This is a genomic window from Actinacidiphila glaucinigra, assembly GCF_035918135.1.
In the GTDB taxonomy this organism is placed as follows: Bacteria; Actinomycetota; Actinomycetes; order Streptomycetales; family Streptomycetaceae; genus Actinacidiphila; species Actinacidiphila glaucinigra.
Genome location: NZ_CP109144.1, coordinates 3,485,066 through 3,508,379, shown reverse-complemented (window position 1 = coordinate 3,508,379; position 23,314 = coordinate 3,485,066). Strand labels below are relative to the sequence as shown.

27 protein-coding genes are annotated in these 23,314 nt (G+C 71.8%); 14 read left to right on the top strand and 13 right to left on the bottom strand.

The annotated features are described in order from the left end of the window. Nucleotides 1–6: 6 nt before the first annotated feature. Together OIE69_RS15295 and OIE69_RS15290 are read right to left on the bottom strand one after the other, a co-directional pair. On the bottom strand, nucleotides 7–2,724 hold the full coding sequence (locus tag OIE69_RS15295; protein WP_326572497.1) for a SpoIIE family protein phosphatase: 2,718 nt from the start codon (nucleotides 2,722–2,724) through the stop codon (nucleotides 7–9). A gap of 167 nt (nucleotides 2,725–2,891) precedes the next feature. Next, nucleotides 2,892–3,518, bottom strand: a complete 627-nt coding sequence (locus OIE69_RS15290) for a histidine phosphatase family protein (RefSeq protein WP_326572496.1) — start codon at nucleotides 3,516–3,518, stop codon at nucleotides 2,892–2,894. A 381-nt stretch (nucleotides 3,519–3,899) separates the two neighbouring features. On the opposite strand from OIE69_RS15290, the gene OIE69_RS15285 reads away from it, so the two are divergent. Then, a complete protein-coding gene (locus tag OIE69_RS15285; protein ID WP_326572495.1) occupies nucleotides 3,900–4,178 on the top strand; it encodes a hypothetical protein in 279 nt (92 codons plus the stop codon). On the opposite strand, the gene OIE69_RS15280 is transcribed toward OIE69_RS15285, so the two are convergent. The 3 genes from OIE69_RS15280 to OIE69_RS15270 form a co-directional block, all read right to left on the bottom strand. Next, on the bottom strand, nucleotides 4,175–5,479 hold the full coding sequence (locus tag OIE69_RS15280; protein WP_392567511.1) for an RNA polymerase sigma factor: 1,305 nt from the start codon (nucleotides 5,477–5,479) through the stop codon (nucleotides 4,175–4,177). The genes OIE69_RS15285 and OIE69_RS15280 overlap by 4 nt on opposite strands. A gap of 57 nt (nucleotides 5,480–5,536) precedes the next feature. Continuing rightward, nucleotides 5,537–5,902, bottom strand: a complete 366-nt coding sequence (locus OIE69_RS15275; RefSeq protein WP_326572493.1) for a YciI family protein — start codon at nucleotides 5,900–5,902, stop codon at nucleotides 5,537–5,539. A 298-nt stretch (nucleotides 5,903–6,200) separates the two neighbouring features. After that, nucleotides 6,201–6,677, bottom strand: coding sequence for a hypothetical protein (locus OIE69_RS15270; protein ID WP_326572492.1), 477 nt, complete (start codon nucleotides 6,675–6,677; stop codon nucleotides 6,201–6,203). Between the two features lie 619 nt (nucleotides 6,678–7,296). Here OIE69_RS15270 and OIE69_RS15265 point away from each other — a divergent pair. Continuing rightward, nucleotides 7,297–7,698: a helix-turn-helix domain-containing protein gene (locus OIE69_RS15265; RefSeq protein WP_326572491.1), complete on the top strand. Its 402-nt coding sequence runs from the start codon at nucleotides 7,297–7,299 to the stop codon at nucleotides 7,696–7,698. 284 nt (nucleotides 7,699–7,982) lie between these two features. After that, nucleotides 7,983–8,243: a hypothetical protein gene (locus tag OIE69_RS15260; protein ID WP_089229501.1), complete on the top strand. Its 261-nt coding sequence runs from the start codon at nucleotides 7,983–7,985 to the stop codon at nucleotides 8,241–8,243. Between the two features lie 87 nt (nucleotides 8,244–8,330). Here OIE69_RS15260 and OIE69_RS15255 read toward each other — a convergent pair whose 3' ends face one another. After that, nucleotides 8,331–8,666 carry a hypothetical protein gene (locus tag OIE69_RS15255; RefSeq protein ID WP_326572490.1) on the bottom strand — a complete coding sequence of 112 codons (336 nt, stop codon included), beginning with the start codon at nucleotides 8,664–8,666 and terminating at the stop codon, nucleotides 8,331–8,333. Between the two features lie 296 nt (nucleotides 8,667–8,962). After that, on the bottom strand, nucleotides 8,963–9,223 hold the full coding sequence (locus tag OIE69_RS15250; RefSeq protein ID WP_089229501.1) for a hypothetical protein: 261 nt from the start codon (nucleotides 9,221–9,223) through the stop codon (nucleotides 8,963–8,965). Nucleotides 9,224–9,584: 361 nt separating this feature from the next. Between OIE69_RS15250 and OIE69_RS15245 the strand changes: the two genes are divergently transcribed. The 7 genes from OIE69_RS15245 (at nucleotide 9,585) to OIE69_RS15215 (ending at nucleotide 14,031) form a co-directional block, all read left to right on the top strand. Then, the gene (locus OIE69_RS15245) at nucleotides 9,585–9,800 is read left to right on the top strand and encodes a hypothetical protein (protein ID WP_326572489.1); all 216 of its coding nucleotides are present in this window, start codon (nucleotides 9,585–9,587) and stop codon (nucleotides 9,798–9,800) included. 45 nt (nucleotides 9,801–9,845) lie between these two features. Continuing rightward, nucleotides 9,846–10,058 carry a hypothetical protein gene (locus OIE69_RS15240; RefSeq protein ID WP_018563646.1) on the top strand — a complete coding sequence of 71 codons (213 nt, stop codon included), beginning with the start codon at nucleotides 9,846–9,848 and terminating at the stop codon, nucleotides 10,056–10,058. Nucleotides 10,059–10,188: 130 nt separating this feature from the next. Further along, nucleotides 10,189–11,964 (top strand): hypothetical protein, encoded by a 1,776-nt coding sequence (locus OIE69_RS15235; RefSeq protein ID WP_326572488.1) that lies wholly within the window; start codon nucleotides 10,189–10,191, stop codon nucleotides 11,962–11,964. A 57-nt stretch (nucleotides 11,965–12,021) separates the two neighbouring features. Beyond that, nucleotides 12,022–12,708: a hypothetical protein gene (locus OIE69_RS15230; protein ID WP_326572487.1), complete on the top strand. Its 687-nt coding sequence runs from the start codon at nucleotides 12,022–12,024 to the stop codon at nucleotides 12,706–12,708. Between the two features lie 98 nt (nucleotides 12,709–12,806). Continuing rightward, nucleotides 12,807–13,106, top strand: coding sequence for a transposase (locus OIE69_RS15225; protein ID WP_326572486.1), 300 nt, complete (start codon nucleotides 12,807–12,809; stop codon nucleotides 13,104–13,106). Further along, a complete protein-coding gene (locus OIE69_RS15220) occupies nucleotides 13,106–13,789 on the top strand; it encodes an IS3 family transposase (protein WP_326572485.1) in 684 nt (227 codons plus the stop codon). The genes OIE69_RS15225 and OIE69_RS15220 overlap by 1 nt, the downstream gene beginning before the upstream one ends. Then, complete coding sequence (locus OIE69_RS15215; RefSeq protein WP_326572484.1) at nucleotides 13,786–14,031, top strand: hypothetical protein; 246 nt, start codon at nucleotides 13,786–13,788, stop codon at nucleotides 14,029–14,031. Before OIE69_RS15220 ends, OIE69_RS15215 begins: the two co-directional genes overlap by 4 nt. Nucleotides 14,032–14,377: 346 nt before the next feature. On the opposite strand, the gene OIE69_RS15210 is transcribed toward OIE69_RS15215, so the two are convergent. After that, nucleotides 14,378–14,752, bottom strand: coding sequence for a helix-turn-helix domain-containing protein (locus OIE69_RS15210; protein WP_326572483.1), 375 nt, complete (start codon nucleotides 14,750–14,752; stop codon nucleotides 14,378–14,380). Between the two features lie 566 nt (nucleotides 14,753–15,318). Beyond that, nucleotides 15,319–15,714, bottom strand: coding sequence for a superoxide dismutase, Ni (gene sodN, locus OIE69_RS15205; RefSeq protein ID WP_018563636.1), 396 nt, complete (start codon nucleotides 15,712–15,714; stop codon nucleotides 15,319–15,321). Nucleotides 15,715–15,853: 139 nt separating this feature from the next. On the opposite strand from sodN, the gene sodX reads away from it, so the two are divergent. Continuing rightward, nucleotides 15,854–16,288 carry a nickel-type superoxide dismutase maturation protease gene (gene sodX / locus OIE69_RS15200; protein WP_326572482.1) on the top strand — a complete coding sequence of 145 codons (435 nt, stop codon included), beginning with the start codon at nucleotides 15,854–15,856 and terminating at the stop codon, nucleotides 16,286–16,288. Here the strand turns inward: sodX and OIE69_RS15195 are convergent. Further along, nucleotides 16,192–16,821: a CGNR zinc finger domain-containing protein gene (locus OIE69_RS15195; RefSeq protein ID WP_319137567.1), complete on the bottom strand. Its 630-nt coding sequence runs from the start codon at nucleotides 16,819–16,821 to the stop codon at nucleotides 16,192–16,194. The genes sodX and OIE69_RS15195 overlap by 97 nt on opposite strands. A gap of 79 nt (nucleotides 16,822–16,900) precedes the next feature. On the opposite strand from OIE69_RS15195, the gene OIE69_RS15190 reads away from it, so the two are divergent. Beyond that, the gene (locus tag OIE69_RS15190; RefSeq protein ID WP_326572481.1) at nucleotides 16,901–17,665 is read left to right on the top strand and encodes a class I SAM-dependent methyltransferase; all 765 of its coding nucleotides are present in this window, start codon (nucleotides 16,901–16,903) and stop codon (nucleotides 17,663–17,665) included. A 69-nt stretch (nucleotides 17,666–17,734) separates the two neighbouring features. Here the strand turns inward: OIE69_RS15190 and OIE69_RS15185 are convergent, their stop codons facing one another. Genes OIE69_RS15185 through OIE69_RS15175 form a run of 3 tightly spaced genes read right to left on the bottom strand, consistent with a single transcriptional unit; the run spans nucleotide 17,735 to nucleotide 20,438 of the window. Continuing rightward, a complete protein-coding gene (locus OIE69_RS15185) occupies nucleotides 17,735–18,523 on the bottom strand; it encodes an amino acid ABC transporter ATP-binding protein (RefSeq protein WP_089225212.1) in 789 nt (262 codons plus the stop codon). Further along, nucleotides 18,520–19,470, bottom strand: coding sequence for an amino acid ABC transporter permease (locus tag OIE69_RS15180; RefSeq protein WP_326572480.1), 951 nt, complete (start codon nucleotides 19,468–19,470; stop codon nucleotides 18,520–18,522). Before OIE69_RS15180 ends, OIE69_RS15185 begins: the two co-directional genes overlap by 4 nt. Before the next feature lie 26 nt (nucleotides 19,471–19,496). Beyond that, nucleotides 19,497–20,438: an ABC transporter substrate-binding protein gene (locus OIE69_RS15175; RefSeq protein ID WP_326572479.1), complete on the bottom strand. Its 942-nt coding sequence runs from the start codon at nucleotides 20,436–20,438 to the stop codon at nucleotides 19,497–19,499. 496 nt (nucleotides 20,439–20,934) lie between these two features. Here OIE69_RS15175 and OIE69_RS15170 point away from each other — a divergent pair, with 496 nt between their 5' ends. Both OIE69_RS15170 and OIE69_RS15165 read left to right on the top strand, forming a co-directional pair. After that, nucleotides 20,935–22,173, top strand: a complete 1,239-nt coding sequence (locus OIE69_RS15170) for an NAD(P)-dependent malic enzyme (RefSeq protein ID WP_326572478.1) — start codon at nucleotides 20,935–20,937, stop codon at nucleotides 22,171–22,173. Nucleotides 22,174–22,306: 133 nt separating this feature from the next. Then, the gene (locus OIE69_RS15165; protein WP_326572477.1) at nucleotides 22,307–23,269 is read left to right on the top strand and encodes a zinc-binding dehydrogenase; all 963 of its coding nucleotides are present in this window, start codon (nucleotides 22,307–22,309) and stop codon (nucleotides 23,267–23,269) included. Nucleotides 23,270–23,314: the final 45 nt, after the last annotated feature.

The following is a 23,314-nucleotide window of genomic DNA, read 5'->3' as shown; positions in this document are numbered from 1 at the left end:
GAGGTCTCACCGCGCCGAGGCGTCGACCGCGCCCGTCAGACGCGCGCCCGCGGCCGGGGCGCGGTCCGCCCAGGCGGGCAGCGGCTGCTCCGCCCAGATCACCTTGCCCTCGGGGGTGTAACGGGTGCCCCAGCGCTCGGCGACCTGCGCGACGAGGAACAGCCCGCGGCCGCCCTCGTCGGTGGTGGCGGCGTGGCGCAGGTGCGGCGAGGTGCTGCTGCCGTCGGACACCTCGCAGGTCAGGGTGCGGTCCAGCAGCAGCCGCACCCCGATGGGCGCGGAGCCGTAGCGGATCGCGTTGGTGATCAGTTCGCTGAGCACCAGCTCCATGCCGAACGCCAGCTCGGACAGGCCCCACTCGTCCAGCTTCGCCGCGACGGCCGCCCGCATCCCCGACACCGCCGCGGGATCCACGGGTACGTCCCATTCGGCGACGTGGTCGGCGGGGGTGGCGCGGGTCCGGGCGATGAGCAGCGCCACGTCGTCCTTGGGGCGGCCCGGCAGCAGCGCCTCCAGCACGGCCTGGCAGCTCTCCTCGGGCGGCCGGTCCGGGTGGGCGGCCAGGGCCTGCTTCAGCATCTCCATGCCGACGTCGAGGTCCCGCGTGCGGTCCTCGATCAGGCCGTCGGTGTACAGGACGAGATGGGTGCCCTCCGCCAGCTCCAGTTCCGCCGTCTGGAACGGCATGCCGCCGAGGCCCAGCGGCGGTCCTGCGGGCAGGTCGGGGAACTCCACGCCGCCGTCGGGGCGGACCAGGGCGGGCGGATGGTGCCCGGCCCGCGCCATCGCGCAGCGCCGCGAGACGGGGTCGTAGATCGCGTACAGGCAGGTGGCGCCCATGACGCCGGCCCCGACGCCGGTGCCGGACTCGTCCTGGTCGATGCGGCCGACCAGGTCGTCGAGGTGGCCGAGGAGTTCGTCGGGCGGCAGGTCGAGGGTGGAGAAGTTGTGCACCGCGGTACGCAGCCGCCCCATCGTGGCGGCGGCGTGCAGCCCGTGGCCCACGACGTCGCCGACCACCAGAGCCACCCGGTTGCCGGGGAGCGGGATCACGTCGAACCAGTCGCCGCTGACGCCGGACTGCGCGGGCAGGTAGCGGTGGGCCACGTCCAGGGCGCTCTGCTCGGGCAGCGCCCGGGGCAGCAGGCTGCGCTGCAGGGTGACGGCGAGGGCGTGCTCGCGGGTGTAGCGGCGCGCGTTGTCGATGTTGACCGCGGCCCGGGCCACCAGCTCCTCGGCGAGCGAGAGGTCGTCCTCGTCGAACGGCTCCGGCTTCTCCGAGCGCCAGAAGTTGGCGATGCCCAGCACCACCCCGCGGGCCTTGAGCGGGGCCGCGATCAGGGAGTGGATGCCGTACCCGACGACCCGGTCGGTGCGCTCGGGGTCCTGGGCGAGCCAGCCGGGGTCGGCGGAGAGGTCGGCGACGATCTCCGAACGGCCGCTGCCGAAGCCCCGTGCCTGCGGGGTGGAGGGCAGGAAGTCGATCAGCTTGCCGAGCGGGTAGAGCGGGGCGTCGGAGCGGATGCCGTTGACGGCAGTACGGCGCATGTCGGAGCCGGCGATCCCGCTCGGCTCCTCCCCGCGCAGCACCGGGTCGGCCAGGTCGACGGTGACGAAGTCGGCGAAGCGCGGCACGGTGACCTGCGCCAGTTCCTCGGCGGTGCGCACCACGTCGAGGGTCGTGCCGACGCCCAGGCCGGCGTCGTAGAGCAGCTTGAGGCGTTCCCTGGCGTCCTCTGCGCGGCCGGACAGAGCCCGCAGCTCGGTGGAGTCGCGCAGGGTCGCGATCGAGCCCTTGGGGCCGCCGCGGCCGTCGGTGGGGCGCTGGTTCACCGCCAGCAGGCGGTCGCCGGCCGGAAGCACCTCGTCGGTGGCCACCCGCCGGGAGGTCAGCAGCTCCACGGTGCCGGGGTCGAGCCCCGGCAGGTCGGTGATCCGCCGGCCCTCGGCGTCGGGGGCGAGGTCGAGCAGACGTTTGGCCTCGTCGTTGGCGAGCAGCAGCCGCCCGTCGTCGTCGACGATGAGCACGCCCTCCCGCACGGCGTGCAGCACCGTGTCGTGGTGCTCGTACATGCGGGCCATCTCGGCCGGGTCCAGGCGGTGGGTCTGCCGGCGCAGCCGCCTGGCGATCAGGGCCGTCCCGCCCATGGCCAGGGCGAGCGCCGCCGCGCCGGCGCCGAGGATGATCGGCAGCTGCCTGGCGACCACACCGGTCACGTTCTCGACCTTCATGCCGGCCGACACCAGCGCCACGACCCGCCCGTCCGGGTCGTCGACGGGGTCGAAGACGGGCACCACCGCCTGGACCTCGTGGCCGAGGGGGCCGTGCACGCTCTCCGTGTACACCTTGCCCTGAAGCGACGGCTCGATGGTGCCGACGAACCGTTCGCCGATCCGGCCGGGGATCGGGTGCGTGTAGCGGATCCCGTCGGTGTCCATCACCACGATGAAGTCGACCCCGGCCTCCTTGCGGGCCAGTTCGGTGATCGGCTGGAGGGTCTTGGAGGGGTCCGGTTCCTTCAGCACGTCGACCAGGCCGGGGGAGCGCGCGAAGGTGCTCGCCGCCGCTGTGGAACGGGTGACGGCCTCGCGCTCGCTGTCGTGCCGGGACTGCAGGACGAGCGCGAACACGCCGCAGGCGACGAGCAGCACGACAACCGCCACCTGCAGGATGAAAACCTGTCCGGCGACGCTCCGCGGGCCCTTCTCGGTCAGTGACCGCATTGACACGCCCCGAATCGGTCGAAAACGTCGACCATGTCGACATTTCTAACACTGCCCGGGTTGCCGCTGCCATAGGCCACAAGGTCCCCGAACGGATGCCGGGCCCGTGCGCCGGCGTTCGCCGCGGGGCCGGGCCCGTTGACCTGCAGGGGATCGGGGCGAGCCCCTCAGAAGTGCAGCTCGGCCGGGAAACCGGTCCAGCGCAGCTCCTCCGGAAGGTGCCGCATGTCGTTGAGGAGCAGCACCGAGTTCGGGCGCCCGGGCGTGTAGCGGATCACCGTGAGGGCGGCGTGGGCGTGGTTGAGGCTGAGCCAGCGCCAGCGGGGTGCGTCCAGGGCCGCCGACACCAGCCAGCCGATCAGGAAGTTGTGCGTCACGAGCAGCTCGTGTGCCGCCTTGCCCGCAGCCATCGGCCCGGCGAACCGGGTCAGCGCCTCGGCGGCCAGCTGCGGCCCCCAGGCGCGCTCCTCGGGGGAGAAGTGGTCGAGGAAGCGGGAGAGGAAGTACGCGCTGTCCGGCGGCAGCTCGGACTCCGCGGGGAAGTGCGGCGGGTAGTCCCCCGCGAGGTCGTCGGCCGTCACGGGCACCCCGCTTCCCAGCCGCTCGCCGATCAGCGCCGCGGACCGGGCGGCCCCGGGCAGCGGACCGTGGTGGACGGAGGAGATCGGGGAGCCGCGCAGCCGCTCGCCGAGGAGTCGGGCCTGCCGGAAGCCGTTCTCCGTGAGGCCGCTCTCGTCCGGCAGCGCCTCGGCGTGCCGGGTGAGGTAGAGGTAGCGGCTCGCCGTTCCGGTCATGCCCTGCCCCTCTCGGGTGTCGACGACGGTGGGTGTCCTGCGCGCGGTCGTACGCGTGGGGCGGGGACCGTGCAGAGGGACGCTCCGGACTCCGGTGACGCGGCGGCCGCATGTGGCGACGCCCCGCGGCGCGGCGGTCCCCGCCGCGCCGCGGGCGGCACACCGCAGGATGATCCCATGAGCGGGATGTATGTCCACCCGCCCGACGGCCCTCGGTGAGGGCGCGCGGTGGTCCGCGCGTGACTTCGGGGGGCGCGCGCCGTCCCTCCGGGCCCGTCCGTCACCCGGGCCGCGGGCAGGGGCCGTTGGTGTGCGGATGCGGCGTGCGCCTGCCGCCGTACGATGAGAAGCGGGCCGTCGGCGAGACCGCGGGAGGCCGCGATGGACAGGATGAAGGCGACCGGCCGTCACTACGGGCTCATCGGGCTCGTCGCGGCGGCGGCGGTGGTGGTCGCGGTGGGGCTGGGCGTGCCGATGGGCGCGATCTTCATCCTCGCCGTGGCCCTGATCTGCCCGCTGATGATGTTGGTCATGCTGCACGCCCTGCGTGGGCCCGAGGCCCACCGCCACCCCGTTGTCCACCCCGTCGTCGAGGCCATCGACAGTACCGGGGGCCGTGGCCGCCGCCCCTCGTCCGGAGCCCGGCCGCCCACCCCCTAGCGGCCTCCGGCCGCCAGGCTCGCCCGGGCGGCGCGCTCGACCAGCAGGGCCCGCTCGCGCTCGTTGCGGGTCAGGGAGGCGGCGCGCAGGAACTCCTCGCGGGCCTCGGCGTGCCGGCCGAGCCGCTCCAGCAGATCACCGCGGACGCTCGGCAGCAGGTGGTAGCCGCGCAGCGCCGGCTCGTCGGTGAGCCGGTCCACGAGCGCGAGCCCTTCCCGCGGCCCGTACGCCATGGTGACCGCGACCGCCCGGTTGAGTTCCACCACCGGGGTCGGCGTGCGCCGCGCCAGGGCCGCGTACAGCTCCGCGATCCGCCGCCAGTCCGTGTCCCGCGGGTGCAGGGCGTGGGCGTGGCAGGCGGCGATGGCGGCCTGCAGCGTGTACGGGCCCGGCGGACCACCCGCCGCCTCGGCGCGGGCGAGAGCGGCGAAACCGCGCCGGATCAGCAGCTGGTCCCAGCGCCGCCGGTCCTGGTCGGCCAGCAGGACGGGCTGCCCGTCCGGGCCGGTACGGGCCGCGGAACGCGAGGCCTGGATCTCCAGCAGCGCGGCCAGGCCGTGCACCTCGGGCTCCTTGGGCATCAGCCCCGCCAGCACCCTGGCCAGGCGCAGCGCGTCCTCGCACAGTGCCGGGCGCATCCAGTCGTCGCCCGCGGTCGCCGAGTAGCCCTCGTTGAAGACCAGGTAGATGACCTCCAGGACGGAGGACAGCCGCTCGACCCGCTCGGGCCCGTGCGGCTGCTCGAAGGGCACGTCCGCCTTCGCCAGCGTCCGCTTCGCCCGCACGATGCGCTGGGCGACGGTCGCCTCCGGGACCAGGAAGGCGCGCGCGATCTCGGCGGTCGTCAGACCGCCCAGCAGCCGCAGCGTGAGCGCCACACGGGCCTCGGTGGACAGCACCGGGTGGCAGGCGGTGAAGACCAGCCGCAGCAGGTCGTCCTCGATGTCGCCGTCGGCGGCGGCCTCCGCCGCCGCGAAGTCCGGCTCGTACGCCCCGCCGTCCTCCAGGGTGTGGCCCAGTTCCCGGAGCTTGCGCGCGAAGACCTCCCTGCGGCGGACGAGGTCGATCGCGCGGTGCTTCGCCGTGGCCGTCAGCCAGGCGCCGGGGTTGTCCGGGACGCCGGCCCCCGGCCACTGCTCCAGCGCGGCGACCAGGGCGTCCTGGGCGAGTTCCTCGGCGACGCCGATGTCGCGCACGATCCGCGCGACACCGGCGATCACCCGGGCCGACTCGATCCGCCACACCGCTTCGATCGCGCGGCGGGCGTCATCGGTGTCTGAAGCGGGAGCCGAAGCCGTCACAGCCACCCATCAGAGCAGCCGCTCCCGGCGAGGGCAACCGGCGGCCGGCCGCGGCGCTCAGGAGAGCTCCGGGGCCTCCTCGACCTGCCGCAGCTCGCAGGTGATCTCCCAGGCGTCGCCGTGGATCTGCAGGAAGCGCTTGGTCCACTCCACGGCCTCCTCCTTCGACTTCGCCTGGACGATCGCGTAGCCGCCGATGAACTCCTTGGACTCGGTGAAGGGCCCGTCGACGACGGAGAGCTTCCCGTGGTCCCAGTGCAGCCGCGTCCCCTCGGATGTGGGCCGCAGACCGGCCGTGTCCAGCAGCACCCCGGCCTTGGACATCTCCTCGATGAGCCTGCCCATCTCCTCCATCAGCCGTTCGTCCGGACCGCCCTCGGGAACGTTGTCCTCGTTGATCCGGATCAGGGACATGAAACGCATCGCGTTCTCCTTCTTCGTGTACCGGCGGGGATCCTCCCCGCTCCTGCCTACGCGTCGAACGGGCGGCGCGCGGATCGACACGTCGGCGGAAGTTTTTCCGACGCGCGCTTCCGGGTCGTTCCGGGCCCCGCTCACTACTCGGACCGGTGACATCCCGCGCCGTGGCTTGGACCGGCGGGAACCGGTCCGTGATGCCGATGCCCGAGCGGCAGCGCCGCGCCCCTCGGACCGGGCGCCGCGCGAGGAGGACCTCACGTCGTGGGAGTGGGCGCTGCGGGCGCGAACGGCGGCGGCCGGGTCACAGGGGCGCGGACACCCGCGGCAGGGGGCGGGCGCCGGCGGTCAGCACCTCCAGGCAGGCGAGGTAGAGATATGCCGGGCCGGTGAGTTCGGCGTCGCCCCCGGAGCAGAGCCACAGGGCAGGGTGCCGGGCGGGCTGCCGCGGGTCGGCGGCGGCGAGCCATCCGCCCCGGGTCAGGAAGCGCAGCCCGAGCGGGGACCAGACGTCCCCGGCACGGGGCGGCACCAGGAAGTACAGGAAGCCGCAGCGCCGGTCCCACATGGCGGGCCCGACGGGCGCGGCGCTGTCCCGCAGCCGTGCGAGGACCTGATGGCCGGCCCGTTCGGGGATCCTGACGGCGTCCCACCGGTGGCCGGCCGGCAGCAGCGCCACCCCGTTCCTGGCGCGCGCCCACTCGTCGAGGCGGCGCCGTGTCCCGTCGGCTCCTCGGGCGAGCCACGCCGCGAGGGCCGGCCCGCAGAATTCGTCGCACATACCACTCCCGGGTTCTGCTGCAAGTGATCAGCGTGCGGACGGCGGTCCGGCCGGGGGAGCCGACGCAGCATGCATATATCTGCTGTCGGCATGTGCTGAGAGCAATGCCCATGACGTTGAATCACTTGATCGGATGGGGCAAAAGCGGCCAGTTTTGGGCAACCGGGTTTCGGGGGCGTTGATCACCTCTAGATTCCGTCCGACGTGACCGGCGCCGGGCGTGACGCGCCGCGTCCCGGAGCGTTGAAGATACGGGTTTCGGAGAAGGGAGGGCAGTTTTGGCGACGCCGGGTAAAACCGCCCGGGGGAGCGCGGAAGCGCTGTCGGGATTCCGGGATGCGGACCGCCTTCGCGGGGGAGCCCGGTGGGGCGGGTGGGCGGAAGCCGGTCCGCGCCGCGTCGTCCATGGCCATCGGACGAGTTGTCTGATGACATTGGACGCTAGCTCCTGGCCCGCCCCTCGGCAAGCATTTCGCGGCAGTTCGCTCCGTACGGCATGGCACACCGGGGTGAAGGTGCAGGTGAGGGGGTGTGGGTCCGGGGCGGGCGGGTGGGCCCGCTGTAGACTCGATCTCACTCGGACGGGTCAACCGACGTGCTAGCAGGAAGAATCCATCCCGTGGTGAACGCACTGCAGGAACTGATCAAGCGCCGGCTGGAGCAGCGGGGCTGGTCGTACGGTGAGGTGGCGCGGCGCGGTGGTGTCCCGCGGTCGACGGTGCATCACCTGGCGACGACCGCGCGGGTGGCCCGGATGCCGCAGCAGTCCACACTGGAGGGCCTGTCACGGGGCCTGGAACTGCCGTTGGAGACCGTACGCCGGGCCGCGGCCGAGGCCTGCGGGATCCACCTGTACGTCGAGGACGGCACCGGCACCACCCCCGACCCCGAGGTCGCCACCCTCATCGCCAGCGTCCAGCAGCTCTCCGAAGCCGACCGACGACACGTCACCGCCCTCGTCGAATCCCTCCTCCGCAGCTCCACGGAGCCCCGGTCGCAGGCCGGTCCGGAGTCCGGCTGACCCTCCGGGGCGCACGCGGGCGCAGGGAACATCGCAACGCCAATCGCCGCCCGGCGTCTACTGCGGCTGGCCCGGTCCGTCTGGTGCAGCAGTGTGCTGATTTGGCCGTTGCCGCTGTCCGCTGACCGGTACCGCACGTTCGATTGACCATGCCCATGCCGTACCTGACGGGGCGTGTGGTGGTGAAGTAACCCAGAACGGACAAAGAGCGGGGAGCGCGGGGATACTCTCTCCAGTCTCGGGACGAGTTCGCGGACCCGAGGCCTCCGGTGAGAGGGGTGCACGTGCTTGTCGTTCAAGGGGCGACCGCCACCGCCGTCGTCCGCCACCGGACCGGAGAGCCGGTGGTCCTGCTTTCCGGCGAACTCCCCGCGGTCCTCACGACGGCCGCCCTGAACGAACTGCTGAATCTGGCGGCGGCCGTCCTCACGGCCGAGGAGATGGCCCTCTTCCGCAGTTGCCTGACCGCACTGCGTTGCGGGGAGAAACTCCAGGAACGCCGTATCGAGGTCAGCGGCGCCGTACTCACCGTCTACAGCAGTTGAGCGGCGGGGCGGGCGGAACGGAATGCGCGCAGGGGTGGGCCCCCGGGAAAGTCCCCTTCCCGGGGGCCCACGTCACGGGTGGCCGGTTCAGTAGCGGTAGCGGCAGTCGCAGTCGCGGTCCAGCCAGGAGCGGCCGAACCCGAAGCGGTCGTACCGCTGGTGGGTGAAGCCGTAGCCGCGGCCGTGGCCCCGGCCGCGGTCCCGGCGATCGTCCCACCTGCCGTACCCCCACAGGCGTGGCCCGCAGCGACCGCGGTCGCCGCCCCAGCGGCCGTGGTCCCCGCCCCATTGGCCGTGGCCGGCGCTCCGGTAGTTGCCGGACGCGGAGTGGGACGGGGCGGCCGATGCCGTCGCCGTCATGGGGACCGCCATGGCGACCGTGGCCAGTGCTGCCGTTGCGGCAGCGCGAACGAATTTTCTCACCGCATTTCTCCTCAAACTCGGTGAATTGCCGGATGGCCCGCCAGACGTTACTCGGGACTTGTGTCGCATTCAGCCCGCAGATCGGGGGCGAGCGGCCGAACGGGCGACGGTCCGTCATGTTCCCGATGTACCGGGAAAACCGCCTCTGAGCTTTGGCGGCGGATATTCGATGAGCCCTCCGGACAGGCCGCGGAAACACTCTCCAGGGTGATCCGCATTCGGCATGTCGCCCGCGTCCGGGCATTTTTTTAAATGCCCCGGGAAATGCAATCCAAAAAATCGGAATGCGGGTCGGATCAACTGCTGTAGACGGTGAGTACGGCGCCGCTGACCTCGATACGGCGTTCCTGGAGTTTCTCCCCGCAACGCAGTGCGGTCAGGCAACTGCGGAAGAGGGCCATCTCCTCGGCCGTGAGGACGGCCGCCGCCAGATTCAGCAGTTCGTTCAGGGCGGCCGTCGTGAGGACCGCGGGGAGTTCGCCGGAAAGCAGGACCACCGGCTCTCCGGTCCGGTGGCGGACGACGGCGGTGGCGGTCGCCCCTTGAACGACAAGCACGTGCACCCCTCTCACCGGAGGCCTGGTGGGCCCAAGCGCCTCGGGGGTCGAGAGGATAGCCACCGGTTCGTCGTGCTTCGCCCCGTCTGCCGGGACTTCCCCACATCGGGCAGGGGGCGGATTGACCCGTTCGAGTGATATCCGGAGAGCGGGGCCGACCGCCCGGGATGCGTCCGCCGGCGCCCCGACCTGTCGTTTCCCTTGCACCGCCGTCCTGTTGACGGACAGTCATGAGCCCGAGTCGCTTGCCGGGGCCGGGGTGCCCGGCTACTGTCCAACGCCGTCAGACAGATCGTCCGGTGTGGATGGACGGGTTCTGGGACCCGGTCCCTGTCCGCACCCTCGTCCGAAGGATCCCCGAATGCTCGACATGCGTGAGCTGGACACCGAGTCCGCGGAGCTGCTGCCCGGCCGTGAGGCCCTGGGCAAGCTCAAGTTCAGCTTCGTCAAGACCACGCACGTGACCAAGCACGTGGCCCACGTCGACGCCCACAACGAGTCGCTCGCGGCCAACGAGTGGTCGCCGTACGCGGTCGCCCAGTCGCAGGCCACCCAGGTCATCAACATCCGCCAGTAGTCCGCGACCCACCTCCTTCCGCATACCGAGAAAGGTATCCCTTCCATGAACATGGACCAGCTCGACGCCGAGTCCGCGGAGCTGCTGCCCGGCCGTGAGGCCCTGGGCAAGCTCAAGTTCAGCTTCGTCAAGACCACGCACGTGACCAAGAACATCGCGCACGTCGACGCCCACAACGAGTCGCTCGCGGCGAACCAGTTCTCCCCGTTCGCGGTCGCCCAGTCCGAGGCCACCCAGGCCATCAACATCCGCCAGTAACAACACCCGTACGTGTGCGGACCGCGCCCGTCGTGGCGCGGTCCGTCTCGGGAGGAAGAGCAGGACGGTGACGGAAAGTCACATTGCTCAGGGCCCCGGTCCCACGGGGACGGCGGTGTACGGCGCGGACGTGATCGAACCCGCCCCCTTCGACACGGGCTTCCCCGTCCCGCGGCTGGGCGCGGGCCTGCAACTCCTCGGCGAGTACAAGGGATCGGGGACCACGGAACCCCGGTACATCGTCCGCCGGGGGGACGGGCAGGTCGTTCAGCTGAGCCGGCTGCTGTACCTGGTCGCCCGCGCCATCGACGGGCGGCGCGACACGGAGGCCATCTCCCACCGGGTGAGCGGGCGCTTCGGCCGTGAGGTCAGCGCCGAGAACGTGCACTATTTGATCGAGAACAAGCTCCAGCCGCTGGGTGTCACCGTCCCCTTCGGGCAGGAGGACGACGAGGTCACCGGGCCCACCGCGGACCTCCTGCTCGTCCTGAAGGGCCACCGCGTCATCTTCCGCGAGCGGCAGGTCGCCCGGATCGCCCGCTCCCTGGCCTGGCTGCACCGTCCCCTGGTGGTGGCCCTGGTGCTCGCGACGGCGGTCGCCATGGAGATCTGGCTGTTCGCCCTGCACGGGGCGATGACCCCGGTGCTCCAGGTGCTGGAGCAGCCGGTGCTCATGCTGGTGGTGTTCGCGCTGACCGTGGCCTCGCTCGTCTTCCACGAGTTCGGGCACGCCTCCGCCTGCCGCTACGGCGGGGCCCGCCCCGGGGCCATCGGCTGCGGCATCTTCCTGATCTGGCCGTCGATGTACACCGACGTCACCGACGTCTACCGGATCGGCCGGGGCGGGCGCATGCGCACCGACCTGGGCGGCGTCTACTTCAACGTCGTCTTCATACTGGCCCTGGCCGGCGGCTACTTCGTCACCGGACAGTCCTTTTTTCTCGCCGCCATCTACCTGGCCCACTTCGAGATCATCGAGCAGCTGATGCCGGCCGTCCGCCTTGACGGCTACTACATCCTCGGTGACCTCGCCGGCGTCCCGGACCTCTTCGGCAAGATCAAGCCGATCCTGCGCAGCATGCTGCCGGGCCGTCCGGTGCCGCCCGAGGTCTCCGACCTCAAGCGCTCCGCCCGGATCATCGTCACCGTCTGGGTGCTGACGATGGTGCCCCTGCTTCTGGCCGAGCTCGGCTACGTGCTGTGGAACCTGCCGCGCCTGCTCGAGACGAGCCTGCGGTCCCTGGTGGAGCAGCTGACCGGGACCGGCTCCGCCTTCGCCGACGGCCAGTTCGCCGCCGGGACGGTCGGGGTCATCGGCAGCCTCATGCTGGTCTTCCCGCTGGCCGGCGCGGCGTACCTGTCGGTGCGCCTCGGGGGCCGGCTCGTCCGTCACGTCGTCCGCGCCACGGAGGGGAATCTCCGGCTGAGGCTCCTCATCGGCGGAGCCACACTGGCCGGAGCTGCGGCGCTGTGCGCCGCGTGGGTGGGCGGGGTGACCCCCAAGCCGCTGCCGCCGCAGCCGCCGATCGCCCCCATCCTGCAGCCTGGGGTGCCCGAGATCCGGCCCCTGCGCCCCGTCGCCCCCGCACCGCTGCCGAGCGTCACCACACCCCCGGTGACCGTGGCCGTGGGCGAGCCGTCGGCGACCGGGCTCTCGGCCTCACCCTCGGAGTCCGGCTCGGCCGGCGCCTCCGCGTCGGCGAGCGGCAGCCCCTCCCCGGCCAGGTCGCCGAGCCCTCGGCCCTCGCGCAGCGAACCGGAGCCGAGCAGCACCCGAACCACGGCCACGGCGGGGCCGAGCCCGTCCGCGAGCTCTCCGACCGCCTCGCCGTCGGACTCCGCGACGCCCTCGGAGCCCCCCATCCCGAGCTTCACCGTGTCCTTCCCCGCGCCGCTGCCGACCTGACGCGGGCCCGCGCACTCCCTCCCACCGATATTCCTTCCATCCGTACAGGAGAAGTCCGTGACGCACCGAAAGCCCCGCACCAGCACGGTGGGCCGCCAGGCCGTCCGGCTGGGCATGCTGACCACCGCCGGCCTCGTCGCCCTCGCCACCGCGGCCCCGGCCGGCGCGGCACCGGGGTCGCGCATCCCCCGCAGCGTGGGCGCCGTCGTCGACGAGGCGCACACCCTCGCCAACCGGGCGCACCCGGTCCAGTACGACGAGGAGTTCTCGATCCACCAGTTCGGGCCGCTCGTCGTCGCCGCCGCGCACAACCGGGCGGTCGCCGCCTCCGTCGGCTGCTCGCTCTCCCGGCCGTGCCGTTCGATCGCCCTCTCCTTCCAGATCGTCACCACCTCCGGTGTCGACCTCCGGCGGATCAACGCCACGAACATCAGCCGGGCCGTCAACCAGCACTGCACCGGATGCCAGACCTTCGCGGGCGCCTACCAGTTCATCGTGGCGACCCCGCGGCCGCTCACCCTGAGCGCCCGCGACCGGAACCGGCTCGCCGACATCCGGCGCAGGGTGGCCGAGCTGAGGCGGTGCGGCGACCCGGTCCCGGAGATCGAGCGGCGTGCGGACGCGCTCGCCGCCGAGGTCAGGGCCGTCCTCGACCGGGCCGCGGCGGCGGTGCCGGCCGGAGCCGGCGCCAGCCCGCTGCGGGAGTTCCGGCCCACCGTGACCATGCACCGCCACGTCAGCTGACACCCCCAGGCTTCCGGGCCGGGGGCGCGTCCCTCACCTCCCCAAACCCCCAGACGGGTCCCCGGCCCGGGACCACGACCGGCCTTCGGAGGCATGAAGTGCCCAGACGATATCCGCCCGAGCTGCGCCGCCAGGCCCTCGACCTGCTGGTCTCCGGCGAGCCCGTGAAGAAGGTCGCCCTGGACCTCGGCCTCGGGGACCAGACGATCTACCAGTGGCGGCGCACGCACCTGCCGCACCTGGGCAGGCCGCGGCGCTCACCGGTGGGCGCCGCCGAGCTGAACGCGGCGCGCAGGCGCATCACCGAACTGGAGACCGAACTCGCCGTGCACCGACGGGTGACCGAACTGCTGCGCGATGTGGTGTCCCCAAAAGGCGATTCGAGGCCGTCCAGGTGATGGCCGGTGAGGGTCTCCCGATCCGGACCGCGACGCGCGTCCTCGGCATCTCCGAATCGGGGTACTTCACCTGGCGCGGCCGGCCCCCCTCGGCCCGCTCCGCCCGGCACCTGTGGCTGACGGACCTCATCGCCTCCATCCACTCCGCCTCGCGCGGCACCTTCGGGTACCGGCGCATCCACGAGGAGCTCACCCTCCGGCACGGCATCACCATCAGCCACGGCACCGTGGAGCTGCTCATGCGGCGCGCCGGGCTGCAGGGCCGCCCCGGCGTGCCCGACCGGCTCTGGGTGACCGACGCCGTCGAACTCGTCACCGGCCAGGGCCAACTGCTCTGCGTGATCGTGCTCGACGCCCACGCCCGCCGGCTGATGGGCTGGAGCACCGGCTCCGCACCGGCCGCCGCCGTGGCGGCGGACGCGCTGAGCAGGGCGGTGCTGCGGCACTCCGTCCACCCCGGGCCCCGGCCCGAGGGGCGCTTCACCACGCTCGTCTTCACCGAACGCGCCCACACCCGGGGGCTGGCACCCCCCACCGGTCTGGTCGCCGACCGGAACGACCACGCCGTGATCGGAGCCTTCTGGGCCCGGGCACGGACCGAACTCCTGGACCACCGCGAATGGCACAGCCGGCTCGACCTCACCACAGCCCTGTCCGACTACTTCGAGGGAATCCGAGCATGACCGTGGACCGACCGACGCCCCCGCTGCCGATCTCCTACCTGCTGCGCTCCCAGATCCGTTCGGGCCAGACCCTGCCGCCCACCCAGGCGCACCAGGTGATGCTGCACTGCGCCCTCGACGCCGCCGGCGTCCCGGTCCGCCGCGACGACGCGGACGCCGTCGCCAGGATCGCCGAACTCGACTACGCCACCGTCAACGCGGTCATCGCGTGGTTGCGCGTGGTCAGACCGGCGGCGTGCTGAATGTCCGGGACCACCCCTGCGGGGCGCCTGCTGCCGCGCCTTGCGTACGGTCGCGCACTGCTCGGAGCGCTGACGGCGCACCGCCTCGACCGGCCGCCGGCCGAGCCGATGACGTCGCTGTGCGGCCTCGACCGGAGCGGCTTCCTGCACCTCTGCCGCTCCGCGGGCGGGCTAGGCCGTGTCGTCAAATGCCCGCCTGCCCAGCGGCGCCTGGCACGGCACCTCGCTGCGTTGTCGAATCGTCCGAGTAGCCCACTACGAGGACGACTCTCCGCCTTGCGATGCACCGCACCAGACGCCGCTGGGCCCGCCCTCCGGGCGGCCGACGTTCATTTGACGACACGACCTAGGACGGGGTGGAGCTGCGGAGGAGGGATTCGACGAGGGCGGTGACGTGTCGTCGGTCGGCTTCGGAGAGCTGCTGGACGCTGGCGATGAGGGTGGCGACCTCGGGGTCGGGGGTGGTGCCGGTGCCGTCCTCGACGTACAGGTGGATCCCGCAGGCCTCGGCCGCGGCCCGGCGTACGGTCTCCAACGGCAGTTCCAGGCCCCGTGACAGGCCCTCCAGTGTGGACTGCTGCGGCATCCGGGCCACCCGCGCGGTCGTCGCCAGGTGATGCACCGTCGACCGCGGGACACCACCGCGCCGCGCCACCTCACCGTACGACCAGCCCCGCTGCTCCAGCCGGCGCTTGATCAGTTCCTGCAGTGCGTTCACCACGGGATGGATTCTTCCTGCTAGCACGTCGGTTGACCCGTCCGAGTGAGATCGAGTCTACAGCGGGCCCACCCACCCGCCCCGGACCCACACCCCCTCACCTGCACCTTCACCCCCGGTCCCGGGAGCGGTTCCGCCACGGGGGCGAGTCCATCAAAAGCGGGTCGCCCCGCACACGGACTTCCGCGGTTTTGCCCCCGCCCTTCCGGAGCGCGTGCATCCGCGCGCGCGGGAGCGCGGGTGACGGCTCTGGACGGCGCGCCGGTGCCCCGCGGAAGCGCCCCCCGGGCCGTCACTTGCCTCCGGCCCGGGGGGTCCGCCCGAGCCGCAATCCGGGGTCGTGCTCCCGCACCCGGTCGTCCCGGCCGACGGTGCCGTCGCCGACCGCGCCGGGGAGCGCACCCGCGCCACCCGAGGGGGAGGGGGCCGGCCCGTCGCGGAGGGCGTCGGGGCGACGGCGCCCACGAGCCCGCCCGCGGGCGGGCCGATCGGGGGGCCCAACGACCGCGCCCGGTCCGGGAGGGCCCTCGTGGGGCCGCCCGGACCGGGCGCGGATCGCCGACGGCAGGTCAGGCCTTCTTCGTCTCCTGGAAGATGGCGTCGATCTGGTCGATCAGGTCGAGCAGCTTCTGACCGGTCGCCGGGTCGGTCGAGGCCTTGGCGGCGCTGCCCGCCTTCAGCGCGTCGTTGAAGAGCTGGTGCAGCTGCGGGTACTTCTCGAAGTGCGGGGCCTTGAAGTAGTCGCTCCACAGCACCGACAGGTGGTGCTTGACGAGCTCCGCGCGCTGCTCCTTGATGACGATGGCGCGGGCCCGGAAGTGCGGGTCCTCGTTGGCCTGGTACTTCTCCTGGACCGCCTTGACGGACTGCGCCTCGATGCGGGCCTGGGCCGGGTCGTAGACACCGCAGGGCAGGTCGCAGTGAGCGCTGACCTTGACCTTGGGCGCGAACAGGCGAGCGAGCATGACTGTCCTTCCTCGTGATCGTCTTTCCACCAGGGAGATTACTCCCCTGTCGAGTGGTTTTCTCGGGCGCCCCTTGGTGCTTAGGACAAAAGTCTGGTGTCACCCTGGGGCTGATGGAGGATGGAGAAGGAGGCCGAGCATGCGCGAGGCTTGGGCCGGGCAGAGGAGGAGCGTGCCGTACCAGCTGGTCGAGGTGACAGGGCCGTCGATGGTGCCGACGCTGCAGAACGGCGACTGGCTGCTGGTGCAGCACGTCAGGAGCGCCGCGGACGTCCGCGAGGGTGACGTGGTGGTGCTGCGCCATCCGCTCCAGCAGGACCTGCTGATCGTCAAACGCGCCGTGGAGCGGCGCGAGGGCGGCTGGTGGGTGCTGGGCGACAACACCTTCGTGGAGAACGACAGCAGAGAGTTCGGCACCGTCCCGGACGAGCTGGTGCTCGCCCGGGGGCGGGGGCGCTTCCGGCCGCCGCGCGAGGTTCAGCGCTCGGTGGCGGGTGTGGCGGGCTGGCTGGCGTCCTGCGTCAGGCCGCTCAGGGCCGACCGCTCGTTCTCCAGGCGCTTGCGGGCGCGGTAGGCCGCGACGTTGGCGCGGGTCGCGCAGCGGTCCGAGCAGTAACGGCGGGACCGGTTGGTCGAGGTGTCGATGTAGGCGTTGCGGCACGTGGCGGCCTGGCAGATGCCGAGCCGGTCCACGCCGAGGTCGGTGAGCTGGAAAGCCAGGCCCATGCAGGCGGTCGCGGCGTACGAGGCGGTCGCCGTGGCCGCGTGCTCCGCGAGGTGCATGTGCCAGTCGGGCCGGCCGCTCTCGTCGAGGTACTCGTGGCCGGAGACCTGGGGGCTGACCGGGAACTCCAGCAGCAGCGCGTTCAGCAGGTCGACGGCACGCACCTCGTCGCCTTCGGAGGCGGCCTCGAAGACGCCGCGCAGCCGGGTGCGGACGGTGCGCAGCCGCTGTACGTCGGCGTCGCCCGCGCGGCCCGCGGCCAGGCTGGACGGACCGAACAGCTCGCGCACGGCGTCGACCGAGGTCAGATTGTCGATGCCGCGTTCGGGCTCCTCGCTGTTCACCAGGCGCACGGCGTAGTCGGAGTAATAGGCGAGTTCCACTTGTAGTCCTTACGCGTGCGCTCTAAGGTCGGTAATGACTGCTCTTGCTCTAAGGGTATTACGACTGGAGGGGAACCGTATGTCCGACACCACCGCGGCGGCGACCGACTGGCAGGCCTGGCAGGACAGCTGGGACCGGCAGCAGGAGTGGTACCTGCCGGACCGCGAGGAACGGTTCCGGGTCATGCTCGACATGGTGGAGGCGCTGGCCGGCCCCGAGCCCCGCGTGCTGGACCTGGCCTGCGGCACCGGCAGCATCTCCGACCGGCTGCTGCGGCGCTTCCCGGGCGCCCGCTCGACCGGTGTCGACCTCGACCCGGCACTGCTGACGATCGCCCGCGGCCACTTCGCCGGCGAGCGCAGGATCGAGTTCGTCACCGCCGACCTGCGCGACCCGCACTGGTCGCGCGCCCTGCCGCACGACTCGTACGACGCCGTGCTCACCGCGACCGCCCTGCACTGGCTGAAGCCCGGGCCGCTGAAGGCCCTGTACGGGACGCTGGCCGGCCTCCTGCGCGACGGCGGGGTCTTCCTCAACGCCGACCACATGCCCGACGCCTCGACGCCCCGGCTCAACGCGGCCGTGCGCGAGCTGGACCGGGCCCGCCGCGAGCGGCAGCGGGCGGCGGGCGTGCCGGACTGGGAGCAGTGGTGGGCCACCGCCAAGGCCGACCCGGTGCTGGCCGGTCCCACCGAGGAACGGTTCGTGATCTACGGCTCCCACGCCGACGGCGACGAGCTGCCCCCCGCCTGGCACGCCGCGGCCCTGCGGGAGGCAGGCTTCGGGGAGGCGCGGGAGGTCTGGCGTTCGGTGTCGGATGCGATCGTCCTCGGGCTGAAGTGATCCGTACCCCGCTGCGGGGGAACGCGTGAGGGGCGGCGCCGTCCGGCGCCGCCCCTCACGCACGCGCGTTCAGAGGACCTTGGAGAGGAAGGCCTTGGTGCGGTCGTGCTGCGGGTCGGTGAGCACGTCGCGCGGGTGGCCGGTCTCGACGACGACGCCGTCGTCCATGAAGACCAGGGCGTCGCCGACCTCGCGGGCGAAGCCCATCTCGTGGGTGACCACGATCATCGTCATGCCGTCCTCGGCGAGGCCCCGCATGACGTCCAGGACGTCGCCCACCAGCTCGGGGTCGAGCGCGGAGGTGGGCTCGTCGAAGAGCATCAGCTTGGGCTCCATCGCCAGCGCGCGGGCGATGGCCACCCGCTGCTGCTGGCCGCCGGAGAGCTGGGCGGGGTAGTGCCCGGCCTTGTCGCGCAGGCCGACCCGGTCCAGCAGGGCCAGCGCCCGCTCGCGGGCCACGGCCTTGGCCTCCTTCTTCACCCGCACCGGGGCCTCGATCACGTTCTCGATCGCGGTCATGTGCGGGAAGAGGTTGAAGCGCTGGAAGACCATGCCGATGTCGCGGCGCTTGGCGGCGACCTCGCGGTCCTTGAGCTCGTAGAGCTTGTCGCCCTTCTGCCGGTAGCCGACCAGCTCGCCGTCGACCGAGAGCCGGCCGCCGCTGATCTTCTCCAGGTGGTTGATGCACCGCAGGAAGGTGGACTTGCCCGAGCCCGAGGGGCCGATCAGGCAGAACACCTCACGCGGGGCGACCTCCAGGTCGATGCCCTTGAGGATGTGGGCCAGCCCGAAGTGCTTGTGCACCGCCTCGGCCTTGACCATCGGGTGGGCGCCGGTGCCCTTGCTGAAGTCGGTCATCGTGCCACCTCCGGGCGGCGGAAGGTGCCCAGGTTCTGCTTGATCCGCTGCCACGGGGTGGGCGGCAGGTTGCGGGTCGTCCCACGGGCGTAGCGGCGCTCCAGGTAGTACTGGCCGACCGAGAACACCGAGGTCAGGACCAGGTACCAGACCGCGGCGAGGAAGAGCATCTCCACGGTGGCACCTGTGGTGTTGCCGATGTCCGTGGTGGAGCGCAGCAGTTCGGCGTACTGGGCGGCCTGCGCGGCCAGCGACGAGGTCTTCAGCATGTTGATGAACTCGTTGCCGGTCGGCGGGACGATCACCCGCATCGCCTGCGGCAGCACCACCCGGCGCAGGTTCTGGCCCTGGGTCATGCCCAGCGCGTGCGACGCCTCGGTCTGGCCCTCGTCGACGGACTGGATGCCCGCGCGCACGATCTCGGACATGTAGGCGGCCTCGTTCAGACCCAGGCCGAGCAGCGCGGCCATGAAGGGGGTCATGAACTGGTTCATCTCGTCCTTGTAGAAGCCGAGATTGATGACCGGGAAGATCAGCGCCAGGTTGAACCAGATCAGCAGCTGGACGTAGACCGGGGTGCCGCGGAAGAACCAGATGTAGCCCCAGGCCACCGAGGAGGTCACGGGGTTCTTGGACAGCCGCATCACGGCGAGGACGATGCCCAGGCCCAGGCCCAGCGCCATCGACACCACGGTGATGATGATCGTGTTCCGCAGGCCCTTGAGGACCGCGGAGTCGAACAGGAAGTCCGGGATCGCCCCGTAGTTCACGTTCGCGTTGGCGAACGCGTTGACCAGCAGGCCGAGCACGGCGAGCACCAGGATCGCCGAGATCCAGCGACCGTAGTGCCGGACGGGGATCGCCTTGATGGCCTCCGGACGGGAGGCGGCGGCGGGCGGGGTCCCGGCCGGGGTGCCGGCCGGGACCTTGTCATTCGCTTCGGACATGGAGGGAAGCCTCTTGCTGTCGTGACTCAGGAGCCGCCGTTGATCTTGGCCTCGGTGACGGCGCCGTCGGTGACGCCCCACTTCTCCAGGACCTTGGTGTAGGAGCCGTCCTTGATGACGGCGGTCAGCGCGGCCTGCAGCGCGTCGCGCAGCTCGGTGTTGTCCTTGGCGACCGCGATGCCGTACGGGCCGGCCTCGACCTGCTCGCCGGTGAGCTCGAAGTCGTTGCCGCCGCCGGAGGTCTTCACCGCGTACGCGGCGACCGGGAAGTCGGAGACGTCGGCGACGACGCCGCCGGCCTTCAGGCGGGTCTGAGCCTCGGTGTCGGTGTCGAAGGCCTGGATCGACATCGGCTTGTCGCACTTCTGGGCCTTGAGCAGGTCCTGCGAGGTGGTGCCGCGCTGCACGGCGACCTTCTTGCCGCACAGGTCCGCGAGGGACTTGACGCCCTCCGGGTTGCCCTTCTTCACGATGATCGAGGAGCCCGCGGTGAAGTAGTCCACGAAGTCGACGCCCTCGCCGACCTTCTTGCCGGTGGAGGAGTCGACGCCCTCCTGGCGGTCCTTGGTGTCGCTCATCGCGGACATCACCATGTCGTAGCGCTTGGCGCGCAGACCGGTCAGCAGGGTGTCGAAGGTGCCGTTGTTGAACTCGACCTTCACACCGAGCTGCTTGGCCATGGCGTCGGCCAGGTCGGGGTCGATGCCGACGTTCTTGCCGTCCTTGACGAACTCCACCGGCGGGTACGCGATGTCCGAGCCGACCTTGAGCACGCCCGCCGACTGCACCGACTTCGGAAGCTTGGCGAAGAGGGGCGCCTTGGACGCGTCGCTCGAAGCGGACGGGGAGCCGCCCTTCTCCGTCTGGTCGCCGCAGCCGGTGAGGGCGAGGGCACCGGCGACCGCGATCGCTGCGACCGCGGCGAAGCGGCTCGTCACGGTCGAGCGACGGGTGGTACGTGCGGTCATGCTGGTTCCTCCTGCGGGAGTCCTGGGAGCAGGCGATTTTCCGGGCACACGCGTTCGGGTGTCGCGTACGCGTGTGATCTCCGCATCTTGCCATCCGGACACGTCCTCATGGGGGTCCGGATGTGTCAAAATCGCATAACGGGCGATCCCCTGGCTCCCACCAGGCCGGTACACCAAGGCCGGATCGTGGTGGGGCCGTGCTGCGAAGTTGCGTGCATCACTTTCCTTGTCCCGCTATTCGGACGACTTGTTGCGTTGTGCGCAGAAGGTCCCGATGTGCGAAGCCATGGTGCGGCGAACAGACTCGTCAGCGGAAACCGTCTTCCGGTACAACGGATCCTCACCCCTCACCGGGGGCCCCTCGGCGTGCGTGCGGCGCGCCTGGCCTCCGTTGCGCCCGGGACCACTCGAGTCCGGGTGTGCGGAAGCCGAGCCCACCTACCCCCTGTTGTAGGGGGTAGTACCCTCATAGACAATTCGGACAAAGGGGTCAACAGTGGCAGCGGAGATTGTCAATCCTCGCACCGACAGCACGGAACGCACCGAACGCGCGGAGAGCACCGACGGCGACGGCCCGGATAGCCCCGTGGACCCGGTGTTCGCCCTCCACCGCGACGGCAAGATGGAGGTGACCGCCACCGTCCCGGTCCGGAACGCCGACGATCTGTCGCTCGCCTACACGCCGGGTGTCGCTCGGGTGTGCACCGCCATCGCCGAGCAGCCCGAGCTGGTCCACGACTACACGTGGAAGTCCCAGGTCGTGGCGGTGGTCACGGACGGCACGGCGGTGCTGGGCCTCGGTGACATCGGCCCGGAGGCGTCGCTGCCGGTGATGGAGGGCAAGGCGATCCTCTTCAAGCAGTTCGGCGGTGTGGACGCGGTCCCGATCGCGCTCGCCACCACCGACGTGGACGAGATCGTCGACACGGTCGTGCGCCTCGCCCCGTCCTTCGGCGGGGTGAACCTCGAGGACATCTCCGCCCCCCGCTGCTTCGAGATCGAGCGCAAGCTGCAGGAGCGCCTGGACATCCCGGTCTTCCACGACGACCAGCACGGCACGGCCGTCGTCACGCTCGCCGCGCTGCGCAACGCCACCCGGCTGACCGGCCGCGCGCTGGGCGAGCTGCGCGCGGTGATCTCCGGGGCCGGCGCCGCCGGCGTCGCCATCGCCAAGATCCTCGTCGAGGCCGGCATCGGGGACGTCGCCGTCACCGACCGCAAGGGCGTGGTGCACGCGGGCCGCGAGGACCTGAACGCCGCCAAGCGCGAGCTCGCCACGTACACCAACCGGGCCGGGCTCACCGGCACCCTGGAGGAGGCGCTCGCGGGCGCGGACGTCTTCATCGGGGTCTCCGGCGGCACGGTGCCGGAGGAGGCCGTCGCCACCATGGCCAAGGGCTGCTTCATCTTCGCGATGGCCAACCCCACCCCGGAGATCCACCCCGAGGTGGCGCACCGGTACGCGGCCGTCGTCGCCACCGGGCGCAGCGACTTCCCGAACCAGATCAACAACGTGCTCGCCTTCCCCGGGATCTTCTCGGGGGCGCTGCAGGTGCGGGCCTCCCGCATCACCGAGGGCATGAAGATCGCCGCCGCCGAGGCGCTGGCCGCGGTCGTGGACGGCGAGCTGTCCGCCGACTGCGTGATCCCCTCGCCGTTCGACGAGCGCGTGGCCCCCGCCGTCTCCGCCGCCGTGGCCGCGGCCGCCCGCGCCGAGGGCGTCGCGCGCCGCTGAGCGCCGCCGTACGCCCGCAGACCACGCCGTCGCGCGGCGCGGTGCCCGCCGGTCGGGGGCACCGCGCCGCGCGGCGCGTGTCACATCCCCGCGCGGTTACGCCGGGGCGCCGTGCGGCGCTAGCGTCAAGGTCATGTTCGCTGCCTACGCCGCCCGAATCGACCGCGACCAGCCGCTGAACGGCCTCGAACTCGGGGAGCGCCCCGAGCCGGAGGCACGGCCCGGCTGGAGCACCGTCACCGTCAAGGCCGCCTCCCTGAACCACCACGACCTGTGGTCGCTGCGGGGGGTGGGGCTCGGCGAGGAGAGCCTGCCGATGATCCTCGGCTGCGACGCCGCCGGGATCGACGAGCACGGCAACGAGGTCGTCGTCTTTCCCGTCGTCGGCCTGAGCGGGCACGGGGTCGGGCCCGACGAGCCGCGCAGCATCCTCACCGAGAAGTACCAGGGCACCTTCGCCGAGAAGGTCTCCGTGCCCACCTGGAACCTGCTGCCGAAGCCGAAGGAGCTGTCCTTCGAGGAGGCCGCCTGCCTGCCCACCGCCTGGCTGACCGCCTACCGGATGCTCTTCACCAACGCGGGTGTGCGCCCCGGCGACTCCGTTCTCGTCCAGGGCGCGGGCGGCGGCGTCGCCACCGCCGCCATCGTGCTGGCCAAGGCCGCGGGCCTGCGGGTCTTCGCCACCAGCCGCGACGCGGCCAAGCGCAAGCGCGCCGAGGACCTCGGCGCCGACGCCGCCTTCGAGCCGGGCGCCCGGCTGCCGCAGCGCGTGGACGCGGTCATCGAGACCGTCGGCGCCGCGACGTGGTCCCACTCGGTCAAGTCGCTGCGCCCCGGCGGCACGCTGGTGATCTCCGGCGCCACCTCCGGGCCCAACCCGAAGGCCGCCGAGCTGAACCGGATCTTCTTCCTGGAGCTCAAGGTCGTCGGTTCGACCATGGGTACCAAGGACGAGCTGGCCGACCTGCTGAGCTTCTGCGCGCTCACCGGGGTGCGGCCCGTCGTCGACACCGTGCTGCCGCTGGACCGCGCCCGCGAGGGCTTCGCCAAGATGGCGGACGGCGACCTGTTCGGGAAGGTCGTCCTGACCGTCTGAGGCCCGCACCACGGTCGTTCTGCGGCGGCAGGGACCGCCGCCGGT